The sequence below is a fragment of the Methylobacterium fujisawaense genome (assembly GCF_014138435.1).
Taxonomy (GTDB): Bacteria; Pseudomonadota; Alphaproteobacteria; order Rhizobiales; family Beijerinckiaceae; genus Methylobacterium; species Methylobacterium fujisawaense.
On sequence record NZ_JACJIM010000002.1, the window covers coordinates 306806 to 324583 of the forward strand.

The 17778-nt window shown below is 68.7% G+C and carries 17 protein-coding genes; 7 read left to right on the forward strand and 10 right to left on the reverse strand.

The features are described from left to right. Window positions 1-23: 23 nt before the first annotated feature. Both GGQ91_RS06385 and GGQ91_RS06390 read left to right on the forward strand, forming a co-directional pair. Complete coding sequence (locus GGQ91_RS06385) at window positions 24-1046, forward strand: SGNH/GDSL hydrolase family protein (protein ID WP_182591608.1); 1023 nt, start codon at window positions 24-26, stop codon at window positions 1044-1046. A gap of 3 nt (window positions 1047-1049) precedes the next feature. Beyond that, window positions 1050-1727 carry a GDSL-type esterase/lipase family protein gene (locus tag GGQ91_RS06390; protein ID WP_043379961.1) on the forward strand — a complete coding sequence of 226 codons (678 nt, stop codon included), beginning with the start codon at window positions 1050-1052 and terminating at the stop codon, window positions 1725-1727. Here GGQ91_RS06390 and ilvD read toward each other — a convergent pair whose 3' ends face one another. After that, on the reverse strand, window positions 1728-3557 hold the full coding sequence (gene ilvD, locus GGQ91_RS06395; RefSeq protein ID WP_182591609.1) for a dihydroxy-acid dehydratase: 1830 nt from the start codon (window positions 3555-3557) through the stop codon (window positions 1728-1730). It abuts the gene before it with no gap. Between the two features lie 128 nt (window positions 3558-3685). Between ilvD and ade the strand changes: the two genes are divergently transcribed. Both ade and GGQ91_RS06405 read left to right on the forward strand, forming a co-directional pair. Then, window positions 3686-5407 (forward strand): adenine deaminase, encoded by a 1722-nt coding sequence (gene ade, locus GGQ91_RS06400; protein ID WP_182591610.1) that lies wholly within the window; start codon window positions 3686-3688, stop codon window positions 5405-5407. A gap of 86 nt (window positions 5408-5493) precedes the next feature. Further along, the gene (locus GGQ91_RS06405; RefSeq protein WP_043357630.1) at window positions 5494-5919 is read left to right on the forward strand and encodes an organic hydroperoxide resistance protein; all 426 of its coding nucleotides are present in this window, start codon (window positions 5494-5496) and stop codon (window positions 5917-5919) included. Window positions 5920-6090: 171 nt separating this feature from the next. Here the strand turns inward: GGQ91_RS06405 and GGQ91_RS06410 are convergent, their stop codons facing one another. The 6 genes from GGQ91_RS06410 to GGQ91_RS06435 all read right to left on the reverse strand — a co-directional run bounded on the left by GGQ91_RS06410 (window position 6091) and on the right by GGQ91_RS06435 (window position 14634). After that, window positions 6091-6924, reverse strand: coding sequence for an HTD2 family dehydratase (locus GGQ91_RS06410; protein ID WP_043357632.1), 834 nt, complete (start codon window positions 6922-6924; stop codon window positions 6091-6093). Window position 6925: 1 nt separating this feature from the next. Next, on the reverse strand, window positions 6926-8074 hold the full coding sequence (locus GGQ91_RS06415; RefSeq protein WP_182591611.1) for an acyl-CoA dehydrogenase family protein: 1149 nt from the start codon (window positions 8072-8074) through the stop codon (window positions 6926-6928). Window positions 8075-8084: 10 nt separating this feature from the next. Beyond that, window positions 8085-8834 (reverse strand): glucose 1-dehydrogenase, encoded by a 750-nt coding sequence (locus tag GGQ91_RS06420; protein ID WP_075380412.1) that lies wholly within the window; start codon window positions 8832-8834, stop codon window positions 8085-8087. 42 nt (window positions 8835-8876) lie between these two features. Then, complete coding sequence (locus GGQ91_RS06425) at window positions 8877-10013, reverse strand: CaiB/BaiF CoA transferase family protein (protein WP_182591612.1); 1137 nt, start codon at window positions 10011-10013, stop codon at window positions 8877-8879. 153 nt (window positions 10014-10166) lie between these two features. Further along, window positions 10167-13331 carry an efflux RND transporter permease subunit gene (locus GGQ91_RS06430; RefSeq protein ID WP_043379972.1) on the reverse strand — a complete coding sequence of 1055 codons (3165 nt, stop codon included), beginning with the start codon at window positions 13329-13331 and terminating at the stop codon, window positions 10167-10169. Window positions 13332-13380: 49 nt separating this feature from the next. Continuing rightward, window positions 13381-14634, reverse strand: coding sequence for an efflux RND transporter periplasmic adaptor subunit (locus GGQ91_RS06435; protein ID WP_053610732.1), 1254 nt, complete (start codon window positions 14632-14634; stop codon window positions 13381-13383). 254 nt (window positions 14635-14888) lie between these two features. Here GGQ91_RS06435 and GGQ91_RS06440 point away from each other — a divergent pair, with 254 nt between their 5' ends. Next, the gene (locus GGQ91_RS06440; RefSeq protein ID WP_043353185.1) at window positions 14889-15116 is read left to right on the forward strand and encodes a hypothetical protein; all 228 of its coding nucleotides are present in this window, start codon (window positions 14889-14891) and stop codon (window positions 15114-15116) included. A 454-nt stretch (window positions 15117-15570) separates the two neighbouring features. After that, window positions 15571-15750, forward strand: a complete 180-nt coding sequence (locus tag GGQ91_RS06445; protein ID WP_182591613.1) for a hypothetical protein — start codon at window positions 15571-15573, stop codon at window positions 15748-15750. Here the strand turns inward: GGQ91_RS06445 and GGQ91_RS06450 are convergent, their stop codons facing one another. The 3 genes from GGQ91_RS06450 to GGQ91_RS06460 are packed head-to-tail and all read right to left on the reverse strand — an operon-like array spanning window position 15751 to window position 17433. Then, entirely contained in the window at window positions 15751-15966 is a 216-nt protein-coding gene (locus GGQ91_RS06450; protein ID WP_182591614.1) for a hypothetical protein, read from the reverse strand. Next, window positions 15959-16573, reverse strand: coding sequence for a cysteine hydrolase family protein (locus GGQ91_RS06455; protein WP_043353190.1), 615 nt, complete (start codon window positions 16571-16573; stop codon window positions 15959-15961). The genes GGQ91_RS06450 and GGQ91_RS06455 overlap by 8 nt, the downstream gene beginning before the upstream one ends. After that, entirely contained in the window at window positions 16570-17433 is an 864-nt protein-coding gene (locus GGQ91_RS06460) for a GNAT family N-acetyltransferase (RefSeq protein ID WP_246410589.1), read from the reverse strand. The genes GGQ91_RS06455 and GGQ91_RS06460 overlap by 4 nt, the downstream gene beginning before the upstream one ends. Here GGQ91_RS06460 and GGQ91_RS28055 point away from each other — a divergent pair. Beyond that, on the forward strand, window positions 17416-17760 hold the full coding sequence (locus GGQ91_RS28055) for a hypothetical protein (protein ID WP_246410590.1): 345 nt from the start codon (window positions 17416-17418) through the stop codon (window positions 17758-17760). The genes GGQ91_RS06460 and GGQ91_RS28055 overlap by 18 nt on opposite strands. Window positions 17761-17778 lie beyond the last annotated feature (18 nt).

Below are 17778 nucleotides of genomic sequence, written 5' to 3' on the forward strand. Positions count from 1 at the left end.
TCCGCTCGGGGAGGAGACGGTTCATGGCCCATCGGCCACCCGATGACAGCGCCGATGCGCGACGCCGAAAGTTCCTGCAGAGCTTCCAGAACTTCGACGCGAACAGCCGGTTTCCCGCACCGTACGTCCAGTTCGCTGGCAAGCCGCTGACGGTCGCGGGCGGCCAGGATTGGCGCTACGACGCCCTCGGGTATCGCAACGACGTGCATGCGGATACGCGGCCCTCATCCGAGACGCTGCGGGTCTTCGTCGTCGGCGACAGCACCCTGATCGACGGACAGGTCTTCGCCGATACCGTGCCGGGGCGGCTGGAGACCGGGCTGAAGCAGGCCCATGGGGCGGGGGCGCGCGTCTACAATTTCGGCGCCGTCTCGGCCTGCCTGAATCAGATGATCGCCCTGGTCACGACGCGGCTGATGGATCTTCAGCCCGATGTCATCCTGATCGTCGGCGGAGCGACCGACATCTTCCAGCCCTGGAGTTTCGATCCGCGGGCCGGCGTTCCATACAATCACTTCGCCAATGAAAGTCTCTACGATTACTTCTTCGACCCGAGGAAGAGCGCAGAGGACACGGTAGCACTGTCCTATGACGGCCTGCAGGCGATGATCTTCAACCGTCTCGAGAATCTGCGGGCGCTGACGAACTGGCAGTCCGAGATCTGGGAATGGGAGGTCGTGCGGCAGTTCGAGCTGGCGCTCAGGCGGCTCGCGCGGCTCTCTCCCGGCATCGGTGCCCCGGTTCGGTTCCTCCTGCAGCCCACGATCGTCCGCAAGGGCGCGCCCGTCGGCACGGAGGCGGGCACGGCCTCCGACACGTTCCTGGCCTATCTCGACCGCCAATATGCACGTTTCGAGGGTGTTCTCGGCCGGCTGGATACGCAGGATTCAGCCTTTGCGGCCCGGGACCTCAGCCGCCTGTTCGAAGGCGACGCCCGAAACCTTTTCACGGACATCGTTCACGTGACCTCAGAGGGCCGCCAGATGATGGCGGACCGCCTCCAGGCGGAGGTGGCCGAGACCCTCGGGACCGCGACGCCGGCCTGAGCCGTGCGCGAACCGATCGTCTTCATCGGGGATTCGATCACCGAATTGTGGGGCTTCCACCGGGCCGGCACCTTCGAGGCCTACAACCTGATCCCCCGCGGCGGGTCCGGTCAGACGGCCCGCTGGATCACCATGCGGTTTCGGCGCGACCTCGAGGAAACGCGAGCCCGGGGCGTGCATCTTCTGTGCGGTGTGAACGATATCGGCCGCAACGAGGGCTTCTTCGTCCCGGCCGACGAGATCGCCCGAACGCTCGCCGGCATGCTCGACGAGGCCCGTGCCATGGGCGTGAAGGCCTGGATCGGCTCGATCATGCCCGCCGCCAGCATCCCCTGGAATCCGGAGGTGCGCGACGCGCCGGCAATGATCGCGGCGGTCAATGCATGGTTGCGAGACCATGCGCACGAGCACGGCGCGACATTCATCGACTACCATGCGGTGCTGGCGACCGAGACAGGCGGACTCCGGCCCGAATACGGCACCGACGGGCTTCATCTGAGCCCGGCCGGCTACGCCGCCATCGAGCCGCTGATGCTCGCCGCGCTCGGGCGCATCCCGCCGCCGACGCCCGGAGGGGTGGGGCGGGGCGCAGCCAAGGTCCGCCGACGGTGGATCGGTCTTGCGGTGGCGGCGGCAGCGCTCCTCGGTGCTGCCGCCGTTCTGGTTCTCGGCGCCCGCTGATCAGAGCCGGCGCACCGCCCCGTGGGCCGCGCTGGTCGTCAGCATGGCATAGGCACGCAATGCCGTACTCACCTTGCGCTTGCGCGGGGTCGCAGGCTGCCAGCCCGCCGCGTCCTGCGCGATCCGCCGCCGATCCAGCTCCGCCTGATCCACGTCCAGATGAATGCGCCGGTTCGGGATATCGATGGCGATCCGATCGCCGTCGCGCACGAGGCCGATCAGGCCACCCTCGGCGGCCTCCGGCGAGACGTGGCCGATGGACAGGCCCGAGGAGCCGCCGGAGAACCGCCCGTCGGTGACGAGGGCGCAGGCCTTTCCGAGCCCCTTCGATTTCAGGTAGCTCGTCGGATAAAGCATCTCCTGCATGCCGGGGCCGCCGCGGGGCCCCTCGTAGCGGATCAGCACCACCTCGCCAGCCGTGACCTTGCCGTTGAGGATGCCGTCGACGGCCGCGTCTTGGCTCTCGAACACCCGCGCCGTCCCGGTGAAGGTCAGGATCGAGGCATCGACGCCTGCGGTCTTCACGATGCAGCCCTGCTCGGCGAGGTTGCCGTAGAGGACCGCGAGCCCGCCATCCTGCGAATAGGCGTGTGCGGCATCGCGGATGACGCCGCCTTCCCGGTCGAGGTCGAGCTCGTCGAAGCGGGATTCCTGGCTGAAGGCCACCTGGGTCGGCACGCCGCCCGGGGCCGCCCGGTAGAAGGTCTGGACCGACGCGCTCGGCGCGGCGCGCACGTCCCAGCGGGCAAGGGCGTTGCCCAGCGTGCCGGCCGAGACGTTGCCGACCTCGGTGTCGATCAGACCGGCCCGGTCGAGCTCGCCGAGAATCCCCATGATGCCGCCGGCCCGGTGCACGTCCTCCATATGGACGTTGGCCACCGCCGGGGCGACCTTGCACAGCACCGGCACCCGCCGGGACAGCCGGTCGATATCGGCCATGGTGAAGGGCACCTCGCCCTCTTGCGCCGCCGCCAGCAGGTGGAGGACCGTGTTGGTCGAGCCGCCCATGGCGATGTCGAGGGTCATGGCGTTCTCGAACGCCTTGAAGCTCGCCACGGCGCGCGGCAGCACGCCCGCGTCGTCCTGCTCGTAGTGGCGGCGGGCGAGATCGACGATGAGGTGACCGGCCTCCACGAACAGGCGCTTGCGGTCGGCATGGGTGGCGAGCACCGAGCCGTTGCCCGGCAGCGCCAGGCCCAGCGCCTCGGTGAGACAGTTCATGGAATTCGCCGTGAACATGCCCGAACACGATCCGCAGGTCGGGCAGGCCGAGCGCTCGATCACCGCGACATCCTCGTCGGAGATGCGGTCGTCGGCTGCGGCGATCATCGCGTCGACGAGATCGACCTTCCTGGCGATGCCCGGCAGCTGGACCTTGCCGGCCTCCATCGGGCCGCCCGAGACGAACACCGTCGGGATGTTGAGGCGTAAGCTGGCCATCAGCATGCCGGGTGTGATCTTGTCGCAGTTCGAGATGCACACCATCGCGTCGGCGCAATGCGCGTTGACCATGTACTCGACGGAATCGGCGATCAGCTCCCGGGACGGCAGCGAGTACAGCATCCCGTCATGGCCCATGGCGATGCCGTCATCCACCGCGATGGTGTTGAACTCCTTGGCGACGCCGCCGGCGGCCTCGATCTCGCGGGCGACCAGCTGGCCGAGATCCTTGAGGTGGACATGGCCGGGCACGAACTGGGTGAACGAGTTCACCACGGCGATGATCGGCTTGCCGAAATCGGCATCCTTCATGCCGGTGGCGCGCCAGAGGCCGCGGGCGCCGGCCATGTTGCGGCCGTGGGTGGTGGTGCGGGAACGATAGGCGGGCATCGAGAGCTTCGACTGGTTCAAAGGTGAAAGGCTTCTGCGCCGGTGTTCGCGCCTCTGCAAGCGTCGCGGAAGGGGCCGCCGCCGTGGCATGCTCCTGGCAGATGGCAGGACGGAGGGATCATATCGTGATGACACAGGTGGAATCGCTCCGGCGGGCCATCGCGCAGGGCCAGGGTCGCACGGAAGCTGACCTCGTCCTGAAGGGCGGCCGTTTCCTCGACCTCGTCACCGGGGCGCTTGTCGCCTCCGATATCGCGATCTGCCGCGACCGCATCGTCGGCACCTTCGGCCACTATCGCGGCACGCGGGAGATCGACATCTCCGGCAAGGTCGTTGTGCCGGGCTTCATCGACACGCATTTCCACGTCGAATCCTCGCTGATGCCCCCGCAGGAATTCGAGCGCTGCGTTCTCCCCCACGGCGTCACCACGGGGATCTGCGACCCGCACGAGATGGCCAACGTGCTCGGAACGGACGCCTTTCGATGGTTCCTTGCTTCGTCCGAAACGCTGGCGATGGACCTGCGCGTGCAGCTCTCGTCCTGCGTCCCGGCCACCGACCATCTGGAAACCTCGGGGGCGCGGATCGACGCGCAGGATCTGCTGTCCTTCGTCGGCCACCCGAAGGTCATCGGGCTCGCCGAATTCATGAACTTTCCCGGCGTGCTGGCGGCCGATCCCGGCGTGCTCGACAAGCTCGCCGCGTTCCAGGGCCGGCATATCGACGGTCACGCCCCGCTCCTGCGCGGCCTCGGACTGAACGCCTACATCGCGGCCGGCATCCGCACCGAACACGAGGCCACCACGCCGGAAGAAGCCCTGGAGAAACTGTCCAAGGGGATGACGGTGCTGATCCGAGAGGGCTCGGTCTGCAAGGATCTGCACGCGCTGGCGCCGATCCTGACCGAGCGGACGGCGCCGTTCCTGGCCTTCTGCACCGATGACCGGAATCCCCTCGACATCGCCGAGGAGGGGCATCTCGACTTCGTCATCCGGACCGCCATCGCCCTCGGCGTCCCACCCCTCGCCGCCTACCGTGCGGCCTCGTGGTCGGCGGCCCGGGCGTTCGGGCTTTACGACCGGGGGCTCGTCGCCCCCGGCCAGCGCGCCGATCTCGTTGTGCTTGACGATCTCGACACCTGCGCCGTGTCCCAGGTTCTCAGTGCCGGACGCCCGGTGAACGAGGCGTTGTTCGCCACGCGACCCGCCGTGGAGCCGATCGGCCGCGGCAGCGTGCGGGCGCGGCGGGTCAGCGCCGCGGATTTCGCCGCGCCGGGCTCCGGGCCTTCGACGCCGGTGATCGGGGTGATCCCGGGCCAGATCATCACCCTGCGTCACGACCTCGCCCTGCCCTATTCCGGCGGGGAGCGCCGGATCGACCTGGACCAGGACGTCATCAAGGTCGCGGTGGTCGAACGGCACGGCCGCTCCGCGCCGGGGGTGCGCGGCATCGGGGTCGCGTTCGTGAAAGGCTTCGGCCTGAAGCGGGGGGCCATCGCCTCGTCGGTCGGGCATGACAGTCACAACATCACGGTCGTCGGGGCGGATGATTCCGACATGGCCGTGGCCGTGAACCGTCTGGGCGAGATCGAGGGCGGCTTCGTCGTGGTCGAGGGTGGCGAGGTGCGCGCCGAGATCGCGCTGCCCGTCGCCGGCCTGATGAGCCTGATGCCGTTCGACGACATCCGCCGGTCGCTCGTGACTCTGCGGTCGGCCGCCAGAGGCCTCGGTGTCGTGCTGCCGGAGCCCTTCCTGCAGGTGGCGTTCCTGCCGCTCCCGGTCATCCCCCATCTCAAGATCACCGACCGGGGGCTTGTGGATGTCGACCGTTTCGCCCTGATCGACCCTTGATTTCGATTGTGCGCAATCTAAATGGGGCTGTGCGAAGGCCCGCCGGCGCCTACATGCCGACTTTCTTCCTCCAACCGGAGATCGCTATGTCCGTAGATGTGAAGTATCGCACCACCGCCACCGCCACCGGTGGCCGCGACGGCGCCGCCCGCACGGCCGACGGCAGCTTCGAGGTCAAGCTGTCGACGCCGAAGGAACTCGGTGGCGCGGGTGGCCCGGGCGCGAACCCGGAGCAGCTCTTCGCCTCCGGCTACTCGGCCTGCTTCCTCGGCGCCATGAAGGCCGTGGCCCCGTCGCTGCAGCTCAAGGTCCCGGCCGATACCAGCGTCACGGCTGACGTCGGCATCGGTCCGCGCTCCGAAGGCGGATTCGGCATCACCGCCGATCTCACGATCAGCCTGCCGGGCCTCGACCGCGCCGACGCGCAGAAGCTCGTGGACGCCGCTCACCAGGTCTGCCCGTACTCCAACGCGACCCGCGGCAACGTCAACGTCGGTCTGAAGCTGGCCTAAGACGGCGTCCGGCGGGTTTCGCGTCCGCGAGGCCCGCCGTCGCACCACCCGCGGGCTCGATCCGCGGGTCGATGCCGTGCCGTCGTGGCGCCGCGACGCGTACGCTGATGGCGTCGGTCCGCAATCCGTGCCGGACAAGGCCGCCCTCCGACTGACCTCGCGCGCCGGATCTCACATGTCGGCGCGGGCGCGCATGCAGACCTTCCCGGCTGCATCGAGGGTCACACCCTCGAACCCGGACCCGCGGGTTCGGCCGCAGACGCGAAAGGTCTGGTTGGCCGTCATCGGCGAGACGCCGCGATAGGTGAACATCCGCGGCACGTGTCCCAGGAGCGTGGCTGCGAGGTTCATCAGCAGCGTGGCCTGCATCGGGCCGTGGACGACGAGATCGGCATAACCCTCCACCTGCGTCGCGTAGGGCTGGTCGTAGTGGAAGCGGTGGCCGTTGAAGGTCATCGCCGAATAGCGGAACAGCAGCGTCGGCGTCGCGGGCACTGCCCAGATTGCCGCGTAGTCATCGGGATCGTCGCGTTCGGGCGCGGCATCGGTTCCGGTCTGCGCACCGGCCGCCTCGCGATAGACGATGTCCTGCCGTTCACGGATCGCGACGCCCCGTCCCGTGGCGACGGCGTGCTCGACGGTGACGAAGCACAGGCTTCCGCTTCGCCCGTCCTTGAAGACGACGTCCCGCACCGTCTCGGTGCGGGTGACGGCGTCTCCCGCGCGCAGATCCGAAAGGGTCTCGATCTGTCCGCCCGCCCACATCCGCCGGGGCAACGGCACGGGCGGGAGGAACCCGCCCTTCGCGACGTGGCCGTCCGGCCCGAGGGCGTCGGCGGCCGGCGTCTCCGGGGCGAGACACCAGTGCAGCGCCGGCCACGCGATGCCGTCGGCGACCGGGGCGAGATGCGGCCCGAGGGTCGCGCGGAACTCGGCCATCAGGCGTGGGGTGACGAGGTCGGAGGCCTCGCGTGTCCGGCCGATCCAGGCGGCGAAATCGGTCATGTCAGTACGAACGCGGCAGGCCGAGCACATGCTCGGACAGGTAGGCGAGGATCAGGTTCGTGGAGATCGGCGCCACCTGGTAGAGGCGGGTCTCGCGGAACTTCCGCTCGATGTCGTATTCCTCGGCGAAGCCGAAGCCGCCATGGGTCTGGATGCAGGCATTGGCGGCCTCGAACGACGCGTCGGCCGCGAGCATCTTGGCCATGTTGGCCTCGGCTCCCGGATTCGCGCCGCCCTCGTAGAGGGCCAGCGCCTCCCGGACCATCAGCTCGGCCGCGCGCATGTTGGCGTAGGCCTTGGCGATCGGGAACTGCACGCCCTGATTGGCACCGATCGGACGGCCGAAGACCGAGCGCTCGCCGGCATAGATCCGTGCCTTCTCGATGAACCACTTGGCGTCGCCGATGCATTCGGCGGCGATCAGGATCCGCTCGGCGTTCATGCCCGACAGGATGTAGCGGAATCCCTTGCCCTCCGCGCCGATGAGATTCTGGGCCGGCACCCGGAGGTTGTCGAAGAACACCTCCGTGGTGGCATGGTTCATCATCGTGCGGATCGGCCGGATGGTGAGGCCGTTGCCCCTGGCCTCCCGCATGTCGACGAGGAGCACCGACAGGCCGTCGGTGCGTTTCATGCCCTCGGTCCTGGGCGACGTGCGCGCCAGAAGCAGCATCAGGTCCGAATGTTCAGCACGGCTGGTCCAGATCTTCTGGCCGCTGACGACGTAGTGGTCGCCCTCCAGGCGGGCCGTAGTCTTGAGGCTGCCGGTGTCGGTGCCGGAGGTGGGCTCGGTCACGCCGAAGGCCTGGAGCCGCAGGCGTCCTTCCGCGAGGGCCGGGAGATATTCGGCCTTCTGCGCCTCGGAGCCGTGCCGGAGGAGCGTGCCCATCGTGTACATCTGCGCGTGGCATGCGCCCCCGTTGCAGCCGGCCCGCTGGACCTCCTCCAGGATCGCGGCCGCGGCCGAGAGCGGCAGGCCGGAGCCGCCATACGCCTCGGGGATCAGAACCGACAGGTAGCCGCTCTCGGTGAGCGCGTTCACGAACGCGGTCGGGTAGGCCATCTCCCGGTCGAGGGCCCGCCAGTACGGGCCCGGGAAGCCGGCGCAGAGCTTGGCGACCGCCTCGCGGATCTCGGTATAGGCTTCCATCGACATCTCCTCAGGCCGTGCGGCCGCCGTCGACCGGCAGATCGACGCCGGTGATGAAGGCCGCCTCGTCGGAGGCGAGGAACAGGGCGGCCGACGCGATGTCGCTCGCCTGGGACAGGCGGCCGAGCGGGATCGTGGCGATGAACCGGTCGCGGTTCTCGGGGGTATCGGGCACGCCCATGAAATGCTCGAGGAGCCCGGTGGCGCCCATGACCGGGCAGAGGGCGTTCACCCGGATCTTCCAGGGCGCCAGTTCGAGCGCCAGGGACTTCGAGGCGAGGCTCGCCGCGCCCTTGGAGGCGTTGTACCACGTCAGCCCCGGCCGCGGCCGCAGAGCCGCCGTCGAACTGACGTTCAGGATAACGCCGCCGCCCGCATCGCGCATGAGCGGGGCGACCTCCCGGACGTAGTGAAAGATCGACTTCACGTTGACCTGGAAGACCCGGTCGAAGTCTTCTTCGGTGACCTCCATCAGCGGCTTGTTGCGGTGTGTGGTGCCGGCGTTGTTGACCAGGATGTTCGGCAGACCGAAGCGCTGCCGTGTCTCGTCGACGCTGGCGATGACATCGGCGGCGAGGCCGACATCTGCGGCGATGGCGATGGCGTTGTCGCCCAGATCCGCCGCGACCCGCGCGGCGGCCGCGCCGTCGATGTCGATGCAGGCGACCTTCGCCCCCTCGGCGACGAAACGCTGGGCGATCCCCGCTCCAAAGCCGCTGCCGGCGCCCGTCACGAGCGCGATCTTGCCGTCGAGCCTCATCGTGTCCTCCCCGCGTGTCGTTCGGTGTCGATCTCTAGGTCCTCAGGTGCCGGGCGCGAACTCGGCCCGGATCCGCGCGCCGTGCGCGTCGATCGCCGGGACAGGGCCGAGGGCGCGGATCTGCCCGTCGACCAGCACCGGCGGCGCGACGATGCGGGCAGATCCGGCGGGTGTCCCGACCTCCGTGCGGATCAGCGCCGGGTGTGTGGCGAGGTCCGCAAGCGTGTTGACGAAGCCGTAGGCGGTGCCGGCCGCCTCCAGCCGGGCGGCGGCGGCGTCGCGGCTCAGCCGCACCAGCTCGGCGCCGATGCGCAGGTCGACGGCGGCGCGGTTGGTGACCCGGGCGTTGTTGGACGCGAAGCCTTCGGCGCGGGCGAGATCCGGCTCCCCGAGCACGCCAGCACAGAAGCGCGCCCATTCGCGCTCATTCTGGATCGAGATCAGCACGAGGCTGCCGTCGGCCGTGGGGAAGGCGCCATAGGGACAGATCGAGGGATGGGCGAGGCCGACCCGCTGCGGCGCATGCCCGGTTCCCTCGAAATAGAGCAGCGGCACGTTCATCCAGTCGGCGGCGGCGCTGAACAGGCTGACCTCCAGGGCGCAGCCCTGCCCGGAAATGCCCCGGGCGATCAGAGCCTCCAGCACGGCCGCATGGGCATCCATGCCGCAGGCGACGTCGCAGACGGACACGCCGACCCGGCCGGGTCCCGCCGGATGGCCGGTGATGCCCGCGAGCCCGCTCTCCGCCTGGACCAGCAGGTCGTAGGCCTTCATGTCGCTGTAGGGGTTGCCGGCGCCGTAGCCCGAGATGTCGACGGTGATCAGCCGGGGATAGCGTGCACGCAGCTCCGCCGATCCGAAGCCCGCGCGCGTCGCGGCGCCGGGGGCGAGGTTCTGCACGAACACGTCGGCCCGCGCGAGGATCGCGTGCAGGAGCCGGGCATCGGCCGGGTCCTTGATGTCGGCGACGAGGCTCTCCTTGCCGCGGTTGAGCCAGACGAAGTAGCTCGCCAGGCCGTCGACCGCCGCGTCATAGCCGCGGGCGAAATCGCCTTCCGGCCGCTCGATCTTGATGACCCGGGCGCCGGCATCGGCGAGCCGTGAGGTGCAATAGGGGGCGGCGACGGCCTGCTCCAGGGCGAGCACGGTGAGCCCTCGCAACGGCAGGTTCTGGCTCATCCGCACCTTCGTCTTTGCGCCGCCCCGCGAGGCCGGAGCTGGAACAAGTGGAACGGCCGGAGGCTCCGCCAAGCGGGCGGCGGTGACAGGGCTGCCCGGTCGTGGGCCTCCGGCCGGGCTTTCACACGGTGCCGGCGAGGCCGGCGGTCGAGCCTACTCGGCTGCGTGCAGCGTGGGCGGTCCGCGGACCTCCTCCACCGGCTCCGCGTCCGCGCGGGCGACCTGCGTCGTCTCCGGCCGGTCGCGGAAGGACAGGCGGTGGGCCAGCCGGTCGAGATAGATGTAGATCACCGGCGTCGTGAACAGCGTCAGCACCTGGCTCACCGCGAGGCCGCCCACCATGGCGTAGCCCAGGGGCTGCCGGATCTCCGAACCGGTGCCGGTGGCGACCATCAGCGGGATGCCTCCGAGGAGTGCGGCCATCGTGGTCATCAGGATCGGCCGGAAGCGCAGCAGCGCGGCCTTCCGGATCGCGGCCTCGGGGGTGAGCCCCTCCTCGCGCTCGGCGACGATGGCGAAGTCGACCAGCATGATGCCGTTCTTCTTCACGATGCCGATGAGGAGGATGATGCCGATCAGCGCGATCAGGCTGAAGTCGAACCCCGCCCACATCAGCACCGCCAGGGCGCCGACGCCGGCGGACGGCAGGGTCGACAGGATCGTGATCGGGTGGATGAAGCTCTCGTAGAGGATGCCGAGGATCAGGTAGACCACGAACAGCGCCGCCAGGATCAGGAGCGGCACCGTCGAGAGCGATTGCTGGAAGGCCTGGGCGGTGCCCTGGAAGCCGCTCACCACGGTCGGCGGCACCTGCAGCTCCCGCATCGCCCGGCCGATCGCCTCGGTCGCTTGGCCCAGTGCTACGTCGGGAGCGAGGTTGAAGCTGATCGTCACCGCCGGGAACTGGCCCTGGTGGTTCACGGCGAGCGGCGCCACCGGAACGGTCGTCCAGCGGGCGAAGGCCGCCAGCGGTACTTGCCCGCCCCCGATCGGCGCCTTGATGTAGATCCTGTCGAGGCTCTCGACGCTGCCCTGCAGCGCCGGCAGAACCTCCAGCACGACGTGGTAGCTGTTCAGCTGCGTGAAGTACTGGGCGATCTGGCGCTGGCCGAACGCGTCGTAGAGCGTGTCGTCGATCAGCTGAGGCGTGATGCCGTAGCGCGAGGCGGCGTCGCGGTCGATCGACAGCGTCAGCGTCGTGCCGCGCGTCTGCTGGTCGGTGGCGACGTCGCGCAGCTCGGGCAGGGTCTTCAGCGTGTCGAGGATGCGCGGCGCCCAGGCGTTCAGCTCGGCGAGATCCGGATCCTGGAGCGTGTACTCGAACTGGGTCCGCGAGGTGCGGCCTCCGGTGCGCACGTCCTGGGTGGCCTGGATGAAGGTCCGGATGCCCTCCACGCGCTCGAGTTTCGGCCGCAGGCGGCCGATCACCTGGAAGGCATTGGCGTCGCGCTCGTCGCGCGGCTTGAGCGTGATGTACATGCGCCCGGAATTGAGCGCCTGGCCGTTGCCGCCGAGCGACATGCCGACGGTGGCCACCGCCGGATCGGCCTGGACGATGGCGCCGACCTTCTCCTGCAGCGCCTGCATCGCCGAGAACGAGATGTCCTGCGACGCCTCGGTGACGCCGATCATGAAACCGGTGTCCTGCTGCGGGAAGAAACCCTTCGGGATCGCGACGAACAGGTAGCCCGTCAGTGCCAGCGTGGCGAAGAACACCAAGAGCGTGACGCGGCGGAACCGCAGAGCCACGTCGAGGGCATCGGCGTAGACTGCAAGCAGCCCGTCGAACGCGGCCTCGCTGATCCGGTAGAGGCGGCCATGGCGCTCGCCGTCGTGCGGCTTGAGAAGCCGCGAGGCCATCATCGGGGTCAGCGTCAGCGACACGAAGGCCGAGACCGCGATCGTCATCGACAGCACCACGGCGAACTCGCGGAACAGCCGGCCGATGATCCCGCCCATGAGCAGCAGCGGGATCAGCACCGCGATCAGCGACACCGAGATCGACACGATGGTGAAGCCGATCTCGCCCGCGCCCTTGAACGCGGCCTCCATGGGCCGCATCCCCGCCTCGACGTAGCGGCTGATATTCTCGAGCACGACGATGGCGTCGTCCACCACGAAGCCCACCGAGATGGTGAGCGCCATCAGCGAGAGGTTGTCGAGGGTGTAGCCCGCCATCCACATGAGCGCGCAGGCGCCGAGCAGCGCGAGCGGCACCGTCACGCTCGGGATCACCGTCGCCCAGAAGCTGCGCAGGAAGACGAAGATCACCCCGACGACCAGCACGATCGTCAGCATCAGGGTGAATTGCACGTCCTCGACCGAGGCGCGGATGGTCTGGGTGCGGTCGCTGAGGATGCCGACCTTGATGGCGGCCGGCAGGGTGGCGGTCAGGCGCGGCAGCTGCGCCTTGATGCTGTCCACCGTGTCGATGACGTTGGCGCCGGGCTGCTTGAACACGACGAGGAAGATGCCGCGCCGGCCGTTGGTCCAGCCGGCCTGCTTGGTATCCTCGGGGCCGGCGACGGCTTGTCCGATATCGCGCACGCGCAGCGGCGCGCCGTCGCGATAGGCGATGATGACGTCGTTCCAGTTCTGCGCCGCAGTGAGCTGGTCGTTGGCGTAGATCGTGTAGCTGTGGCTGCCGCCGTCGATGCTGCCCTTGGGGTTGTTGACGGTGGTCAGCGTGAGCTGCGCGCGCACGTCCTCCAGAGACAGGCCCTTGGCCACGAGCTTGGCCGGATCGATCTGGACGCGGACAGCCGGCTTCTGCTGGCCGCCGATGAAGACCTGGGCGACGCCGGAGATCTGGCTGATCCGCTGGGCCAGCTGCACGTCGACCGCGTCGTCCACATCGATCAGCGGCAGGCTGTCGGAGGTGGCCGAGAGCAGCAGGATCGGCGAGTCGGCCGGATTGACCTTGCGGTAGGTCGGCGGGGTCGGCAGGTTCTTCGGAAGCTGGCCGCTGGCGGCGTTGATCGCCGCCTGGATGTCGCTCGCCGCGCCGTCGATGTTGCGGTTGAGATCGAACTGGACCGTGACCGTCGAGATCCCGAGGGAACTCGTCGAGGTCATCTGCGCCACGCCCGGGATCTGCGAGAACTGCCGCTCCAGCGGCTGCGCCACCGACGAAGCCATCGTCTCCGGGCTCGCGCCGGGGAGCTGCGCGGTCACCTGAATCGTCGGGAAATCGACCTGCGGCAGCGGTGCGACGCCCAGCAGCGGATAGGCCACGACCCCGAGGAACAGGATGCCGACCATGATCAGCGTGGTCGCCACCGGAAACCGGATGAAGGGTGCCGAGATGCCGCCTTTCACCGCTCGGCCTCGCGCGGAACTGCTCTCGTCATCGCCGCCTCGCTCACCCTCAACGCAGCGCCTCCGCCTGCGCGGTGTGGGCGGCGTGCGGGTCACCCACGAGGCTGCCGTCCTGGACCTTGTACTGACCGGCGACGATCACCCGCTCGCCGGGCTGCAGATCGCCGCTGAGGATCCGGGTCCGACCGGAATCGGAGCGCCCCGCTTTCAGAGCGCGCTGATGGGCGTGGTTTCCGTCATCCACCGAGAAGACGAACAGGCCGTCGGGACCGTGCTGGATGGCATTGTCCGGTACGGTCATGGCGACGGCGACCGTGCCGACCCGCATCTTGGTGGAGACCGACAGGCCCGGCCACAGGGCGTGGATCTTGTTCTCGAAAACGGCCTTGAGGCGGATCGTGCCGGTCGCCGTGTCGACTTGGTTGTTGAACAGGGCGAGCTTGCCGTCCGCGAGCTTCGTCAGCCCGTCCGAACTCCAGGCTTCCACCGGGACGTCGCCCTTGCGCAGGGCTGCGGCGATCGCGGGCAACTGATCCTCCGGCGCCGTGAAGACGACGAAGATCGGCTCCACCTGCGTGATCGTGACGATCGGGGTCTGGCCCGCCGCGTTGACGATGTTGCCGATATCGACCTGCCGGAAGCCGGTGACGCCGTCGATGGGCGCGCGGACCGTCGCGTAGCCGAGCTGCGTCGTGGCGTTGTCGATAGCCGCCTGATCGGACGCCACCTGCGCGGTGAGCTGGGCGACCAGGGCGGTCTGCGTCTCGGTCTGCTGTCGGGAGGCGTAGGCGCCCAGTCCGGTGTAGCGGACAAGGTCGGCTTTGGCGTTGCCGAGATTGGCCGTGTCCTGTTCCTTCTTGGCCTTCGCCTGAGCGAGCGCTGCCTGATAGGGCCGCGGGTCGATCTGCACGAGGACATCGTCCTTGTGGACGGTCTGTCCCTCCCGGAACGCCACCTGCTGGATCTCGCCGTCGACCCGCGTGCGGACCTGGACGGTGTTGTAGGCCTGCACGGTGCCCAGGCCGTTCGAGACCAGGGCGAACGGACCCTGCTCGACCGTCCCGAGGGTGACGGGCACAGGAAGCGGTGCCGCCGCCACGGGCTTCGCGACGGGCCTGTTCAGATACGTGTAGCCGTAGGCGGCGCCGCCCGTGATGGCGAGGAGGAGCAGGCCCAGACCGGCCGCGCCGGAGCGTCTCGATGCGGGGCCCGGCGCCGGTCGATGGACGCCGTCGTCGTCCGTGCGCGTCACCGGCGCGTCGGATCGAAAGGTGTCGCGCTCACGCACGTCCTCATTCAGCATGCGCCGTTATCCGCCCCTTGGCCCGAAAGCTCCGCACAGCCGGAAGATTTTGCATCCATTAGCATACAATCCGCGTTCCGGACATCGTGGCGTCCCGCCGATCACGGCAATGTTCCCCGACGTAAAGCGTGCAAGCGCCGACGGCAGAGGGTAGCGTCACGCCGTCCGACACCCCGTCCGGACGATCCGTGCCTGGTGCGGCGGCGCGGAACATCCGCCGATGCCGCGCCGAGGATGTGAGACCGGGACGCCGCATGGCCTCGACGCTGGAACTGGATGGCCTGAACGAGCTGCGCGATGCGCTAATCGAGGAACGGCAGATCATCGTCGCATCGGTGCGGAAACTGCGCGACGCGCGGCGCCGGAAAGGCACGTTCGTACTGGGTGACGGCGCCGATGCCGGTCCGCGGCTGGTCGCCGTGCAGGAGCAGATCGAAGTGGTCGAATCCATCATCGCCGCGCTCACGCAATCCCGGACCTGACGCGATCCGGATCCGCATCGTCGGAAAACCCGTTCCGGGCGCCTCGTCCGGAATGCCATTGTCCGGCACTGCCACAGTTCGATGTCCGGGATGTTTCTGAGCTTTTTGCTCGGCCTTCCCGGGATCGGATATGCGCCGCTCGGTCGGCCCTTGAAGTCAGACGCCGGTGTGCCGAGTCATCGATCAGTCCTGCGGCAGGATTCGACGCCGCGCTTTGCCGAAAAAAGGCCCTTGATCCAGCCCTGCACAATATTGGTACCCCGGCGTTTCTGGCAGGTCCCGGCAGTCGAATGGGACGGCGCGTTGCCGCGGCGTCGGTGCTCGTTTGCCGGTTATGGATTCGCCCGGGCGTGACGATCCACGCGGCTTGTACAGGCTCTGCACATCTTTCGGGCTGGACGATCGCGATGCCGTGCTGTTAGCCCAACGCAACTCAAGGCGCAGGACTACGAAGATGGACGCCTTCGATCACACCGGAACGGCGCACGACGCCGACGAAACCCTCGACACGCCTCACGAGACCGAGCTTCTGGCCCTCTGGCGCGCCCTCGCGGCCGACAGGCGCGCGCGGGACGAGCGCATGGCACGCCTGCGCGCCATGCGCCTGATCGGCGGAGACGACGGAACCGACTGATCAATCGGTCTCCGGCATCCCGTCCTGAATGCGGCTCGCCAGGACGAAGCCGACCGCCATCGCCATGGCTTCGGCCTGTGCGATCAGCTTCGGCTCGCCGGCATCGCGCGCCGCCTGCAGCAGCTGGATCGCGTGGCGGCCAAGACGGAGGGTCACGTCCTCTTCGCCCGCTGGGTCGTCCTCCGGCATCCCGTGGCTCTGGGCGCGGTCAGTCATTGTCGTGCCTCGATCTCGGGGCGGCTGGCATGGGCTTGAACGGCGAGGAGGTCGCTATCCACGATTGCGTGTCCGTGACGTCGCCGAAGACCCGCATCACCGCGCTCACCGACCGGTGGATCTCTTCGGCGCCGATGTCCTCCAGATCGTGGCTGGCGGAGGCATCGGACAGGAAGGTCACGTCCTGACCCCGGTGGAAGCCGTCGACCGCCGTCGCGAGGCAGGAGGATTCGGCGGCGAAGCCCGCCATGACCAGGGGCGGGCTTCCGCGCTCCATCGCGTCGGCGAAGGCGGGGCTCGCGTAGCAGGAGGGGCGGTCCCGGTCGAAGATCATGTCGCAGCCGTGGGGCTCGAACCCCTCGATCCAGCGGGCGTAGCGGCTGCCCGCCTGGAACAGCGGCGCCCCGACCCAGCGGACATAGGCCACCTGTATGCCGCTCGCGCGGGCATGCGCGAGGGCGCGGCGGCAGTTTTGGAGCGCGGGCTCGATCCCCGACAGGGCGAGCGGACGCCCGGCGATCTCGTATTCCTGCTGCATGTCCACCAGCACCAGAACCGGGACGCTGCGGGGCCGGCGATACAGCGCCGGATTGATCGGCCGGTTCATCGCGCCGCCACCGTCCGGTCCACGGAGGGCCGCGTCACGGCCCGGCTGCGAGACCGGTCGAGGGTCCCCGCCCGGTGCCAGCGTCCTTCCGGCCGGATGATGACATAGGGGTCGGCGCCGAGCCCGATGGCCTGCGGATGCGGCTCTGCCTCCATCAGCATCTCGACGTAGTCGAAGTCCGAGAAGACCAGTTCCTGCGCACCGTCGAAGATCCGGAAGCCGAAGCGGCTCCAGAAGCCGACGAGGCGCTTCTGGGCGTGGCCGTAGAGCCGGCGGTAGCCCTTCACCCGCGCGAGTTCGATGCCGGCCCGGACCAGGGCGAAGGCCAAGCGGGTGTTGCGGAACTCGGCCCGGACCGCAAGTCGCTCGATCTTGGCGAAATCCGCGAAGAACCGGATGCGCAGGCAGCCCGCCGGCTCGTCCCCGACATAGCCGATCAGGTGCGTCGCCGAGAGGTCGTTGCCGTCGAACTCCTCCTCGTAGGGGCAGGCCTGCTCTGCCATGTACACGGCGGCGCGCAGGGCGATGACCCGAGACAGATCCTCCAGGTTCCGCGCGACCGCGACGCTGGTGCCGGCCCCGCCCGGCTTGTGGCTGTCGTAGAGCGGTGCGGCCTCCGTCTTCGGCCCGCGGGCGAAATGGTACAGGTCCACACAGCCGGTCTTGCGGACCGTGAAGCCGAGCGTCGTGAGCAGATCCGCGCCCTCGGGCGTCGCCGCCCGGGCGTAGAAATCGACGCCGCGATAGGTTGGGCTCGACAGACGGTCGAAGACGAGGCTGACGCCACCGGCAAGCCGCCGCCGCGCGTAGACCGCCCAGACATAGATCCCGGCCGGACGTTCGTGCTGACCGGCCAGCATCGCGGCCGGTGGATCCGACGCATCGAGCGTTCCCGTCTTGAGCGCGGCCAGGCCGGCCGCATTCAGCATCAGGCAGGCGACGAAGCCGTCGCCCTGCGGATGTGCCGCATCGAACTTGTGTTTCTGGGCAATCGCCAGGACGCTGTCCGGATTGATCGACATCACGCGCTGCACGACGTGCAGGGGTGCCAGATCCGGCAGATCTGTACGCGCATCTTCGATCAGGCGTCTGAGATCGTCCGGCGCCGGCATGAATACGACGAGATGACGGGCGATACGATCGACGCGCAACATGCTCAGGTCATGCCGCGGCTCCACAGTGACTGACGCTGGACCAAGTTGATC

What these genes read in the sequence shown, in the direction of transcription:
- GGQ91_RS06450 (WP_182591614.1), bottom strand. Translation starts at nt 15,966, where the DNA reads ATGACTGACCGCGCCCAGAGCCACGGGATGCCGGAGGACGACCCAGCG.
- GGQ91_RS06445 (WP_182591613.1), top strand. Translation starts at nt 15,571, where the DNA reads ATGGACGCCTTCGATCACACCGGAACGGCGCACGACGCCGACGAAACC.
- GGQ91_RS06420 (WP_075380412.1), bottom strand. Translation starts at nt 8,834, where the DNA reads ATGAGGCTCGACGGCAAGATCGCGCTCGTGACGGGCGCCGGCAGCGGC.
- GGQ91_RS06415 (WP_182591611.1), bottom strand. Translation starts at nt 8,074, where the DNA reads ATGGAAGCCTATACCGAGATCCGCGAGGCGGTCGCCAAGCTCTGCGCC.
- GGQ91_RS06425 (WP_182591612.1), bottom strand. Translation starts at nt 10,013, where the DNA reads ATGAGCCAGAACCTGCCGTTGCGAGGGCTCACCGTGCTCGCCCTGGAG.
- GGQ91_RS06410 (WP_043357632.1), bottom strand. Translation starts at nt 6,924, where the DNA reads ATGACCGATTTCGCCGCCTGGATCGGCCGGACACGCGAGGCCTCCGAC.
- GGQ91_RS06460 (WP_246410589.1), bottom strand. Translation starts at nt 17,433, where the DNA reads ATGCTGGCCGGTCAGCACGAACGTCCGGCCGGGATCTATGTCTGGGCG.
- GGQ91_RS06440 (WP_043353185.1), top strand. Translation starts at nt 14,889, where the DNA reads ATGGCCTCGACGCTGGAACTGGATGGCCTGAACGAGCTGCGCGATGCG.
- GGQ91_RS06385 (WP_182591608.1), top strand. Translation starts at nt 24, where the DNA reads ATGGCCCATCGGCCACCCGATGACAGCGCCGATGCGCGACGCCGAAAG.
- ilvD (WP_182591609.1), bottom strand. Translation starts at nt 3,557, where the DNA reads ATGCCCGCCTATCGTTCCCGCACCACCACCCACGGCCGCAACATGGCC.
- GGQ91_RS06435 (WP_053610732.1), bottom strand. Translation starts at nt 14,634, where the DNA reads ATGCTGAATGAGGACGTGCGTGAGCGCGACACCTTTCGATCCGACGCG.
- GGQ91_RS06455 (WP_043353190.1), bottom strand. Translation starts at nt 16,573, where the DNA reads ATGAACCGGCCGATCAATCCGGCGCTGTATCGCCGGCCCCGCAGCGTC.
- GGQ91_RS06405 (WP_043357630.1), top strand. Translation starts at nt 5,494, where the DNA reads ATGTCCGTAGATGTGAAGTATCGCACCACCGCCACCGCCACCGGTGGC.
- ade (WP_182591610.1), top strand. Translation starts at nt 3,686, where the DNA reads ATGACACAGGTGGAATCGCTCCGGCGGGCCATCGCGCAGGGCCAGGGT.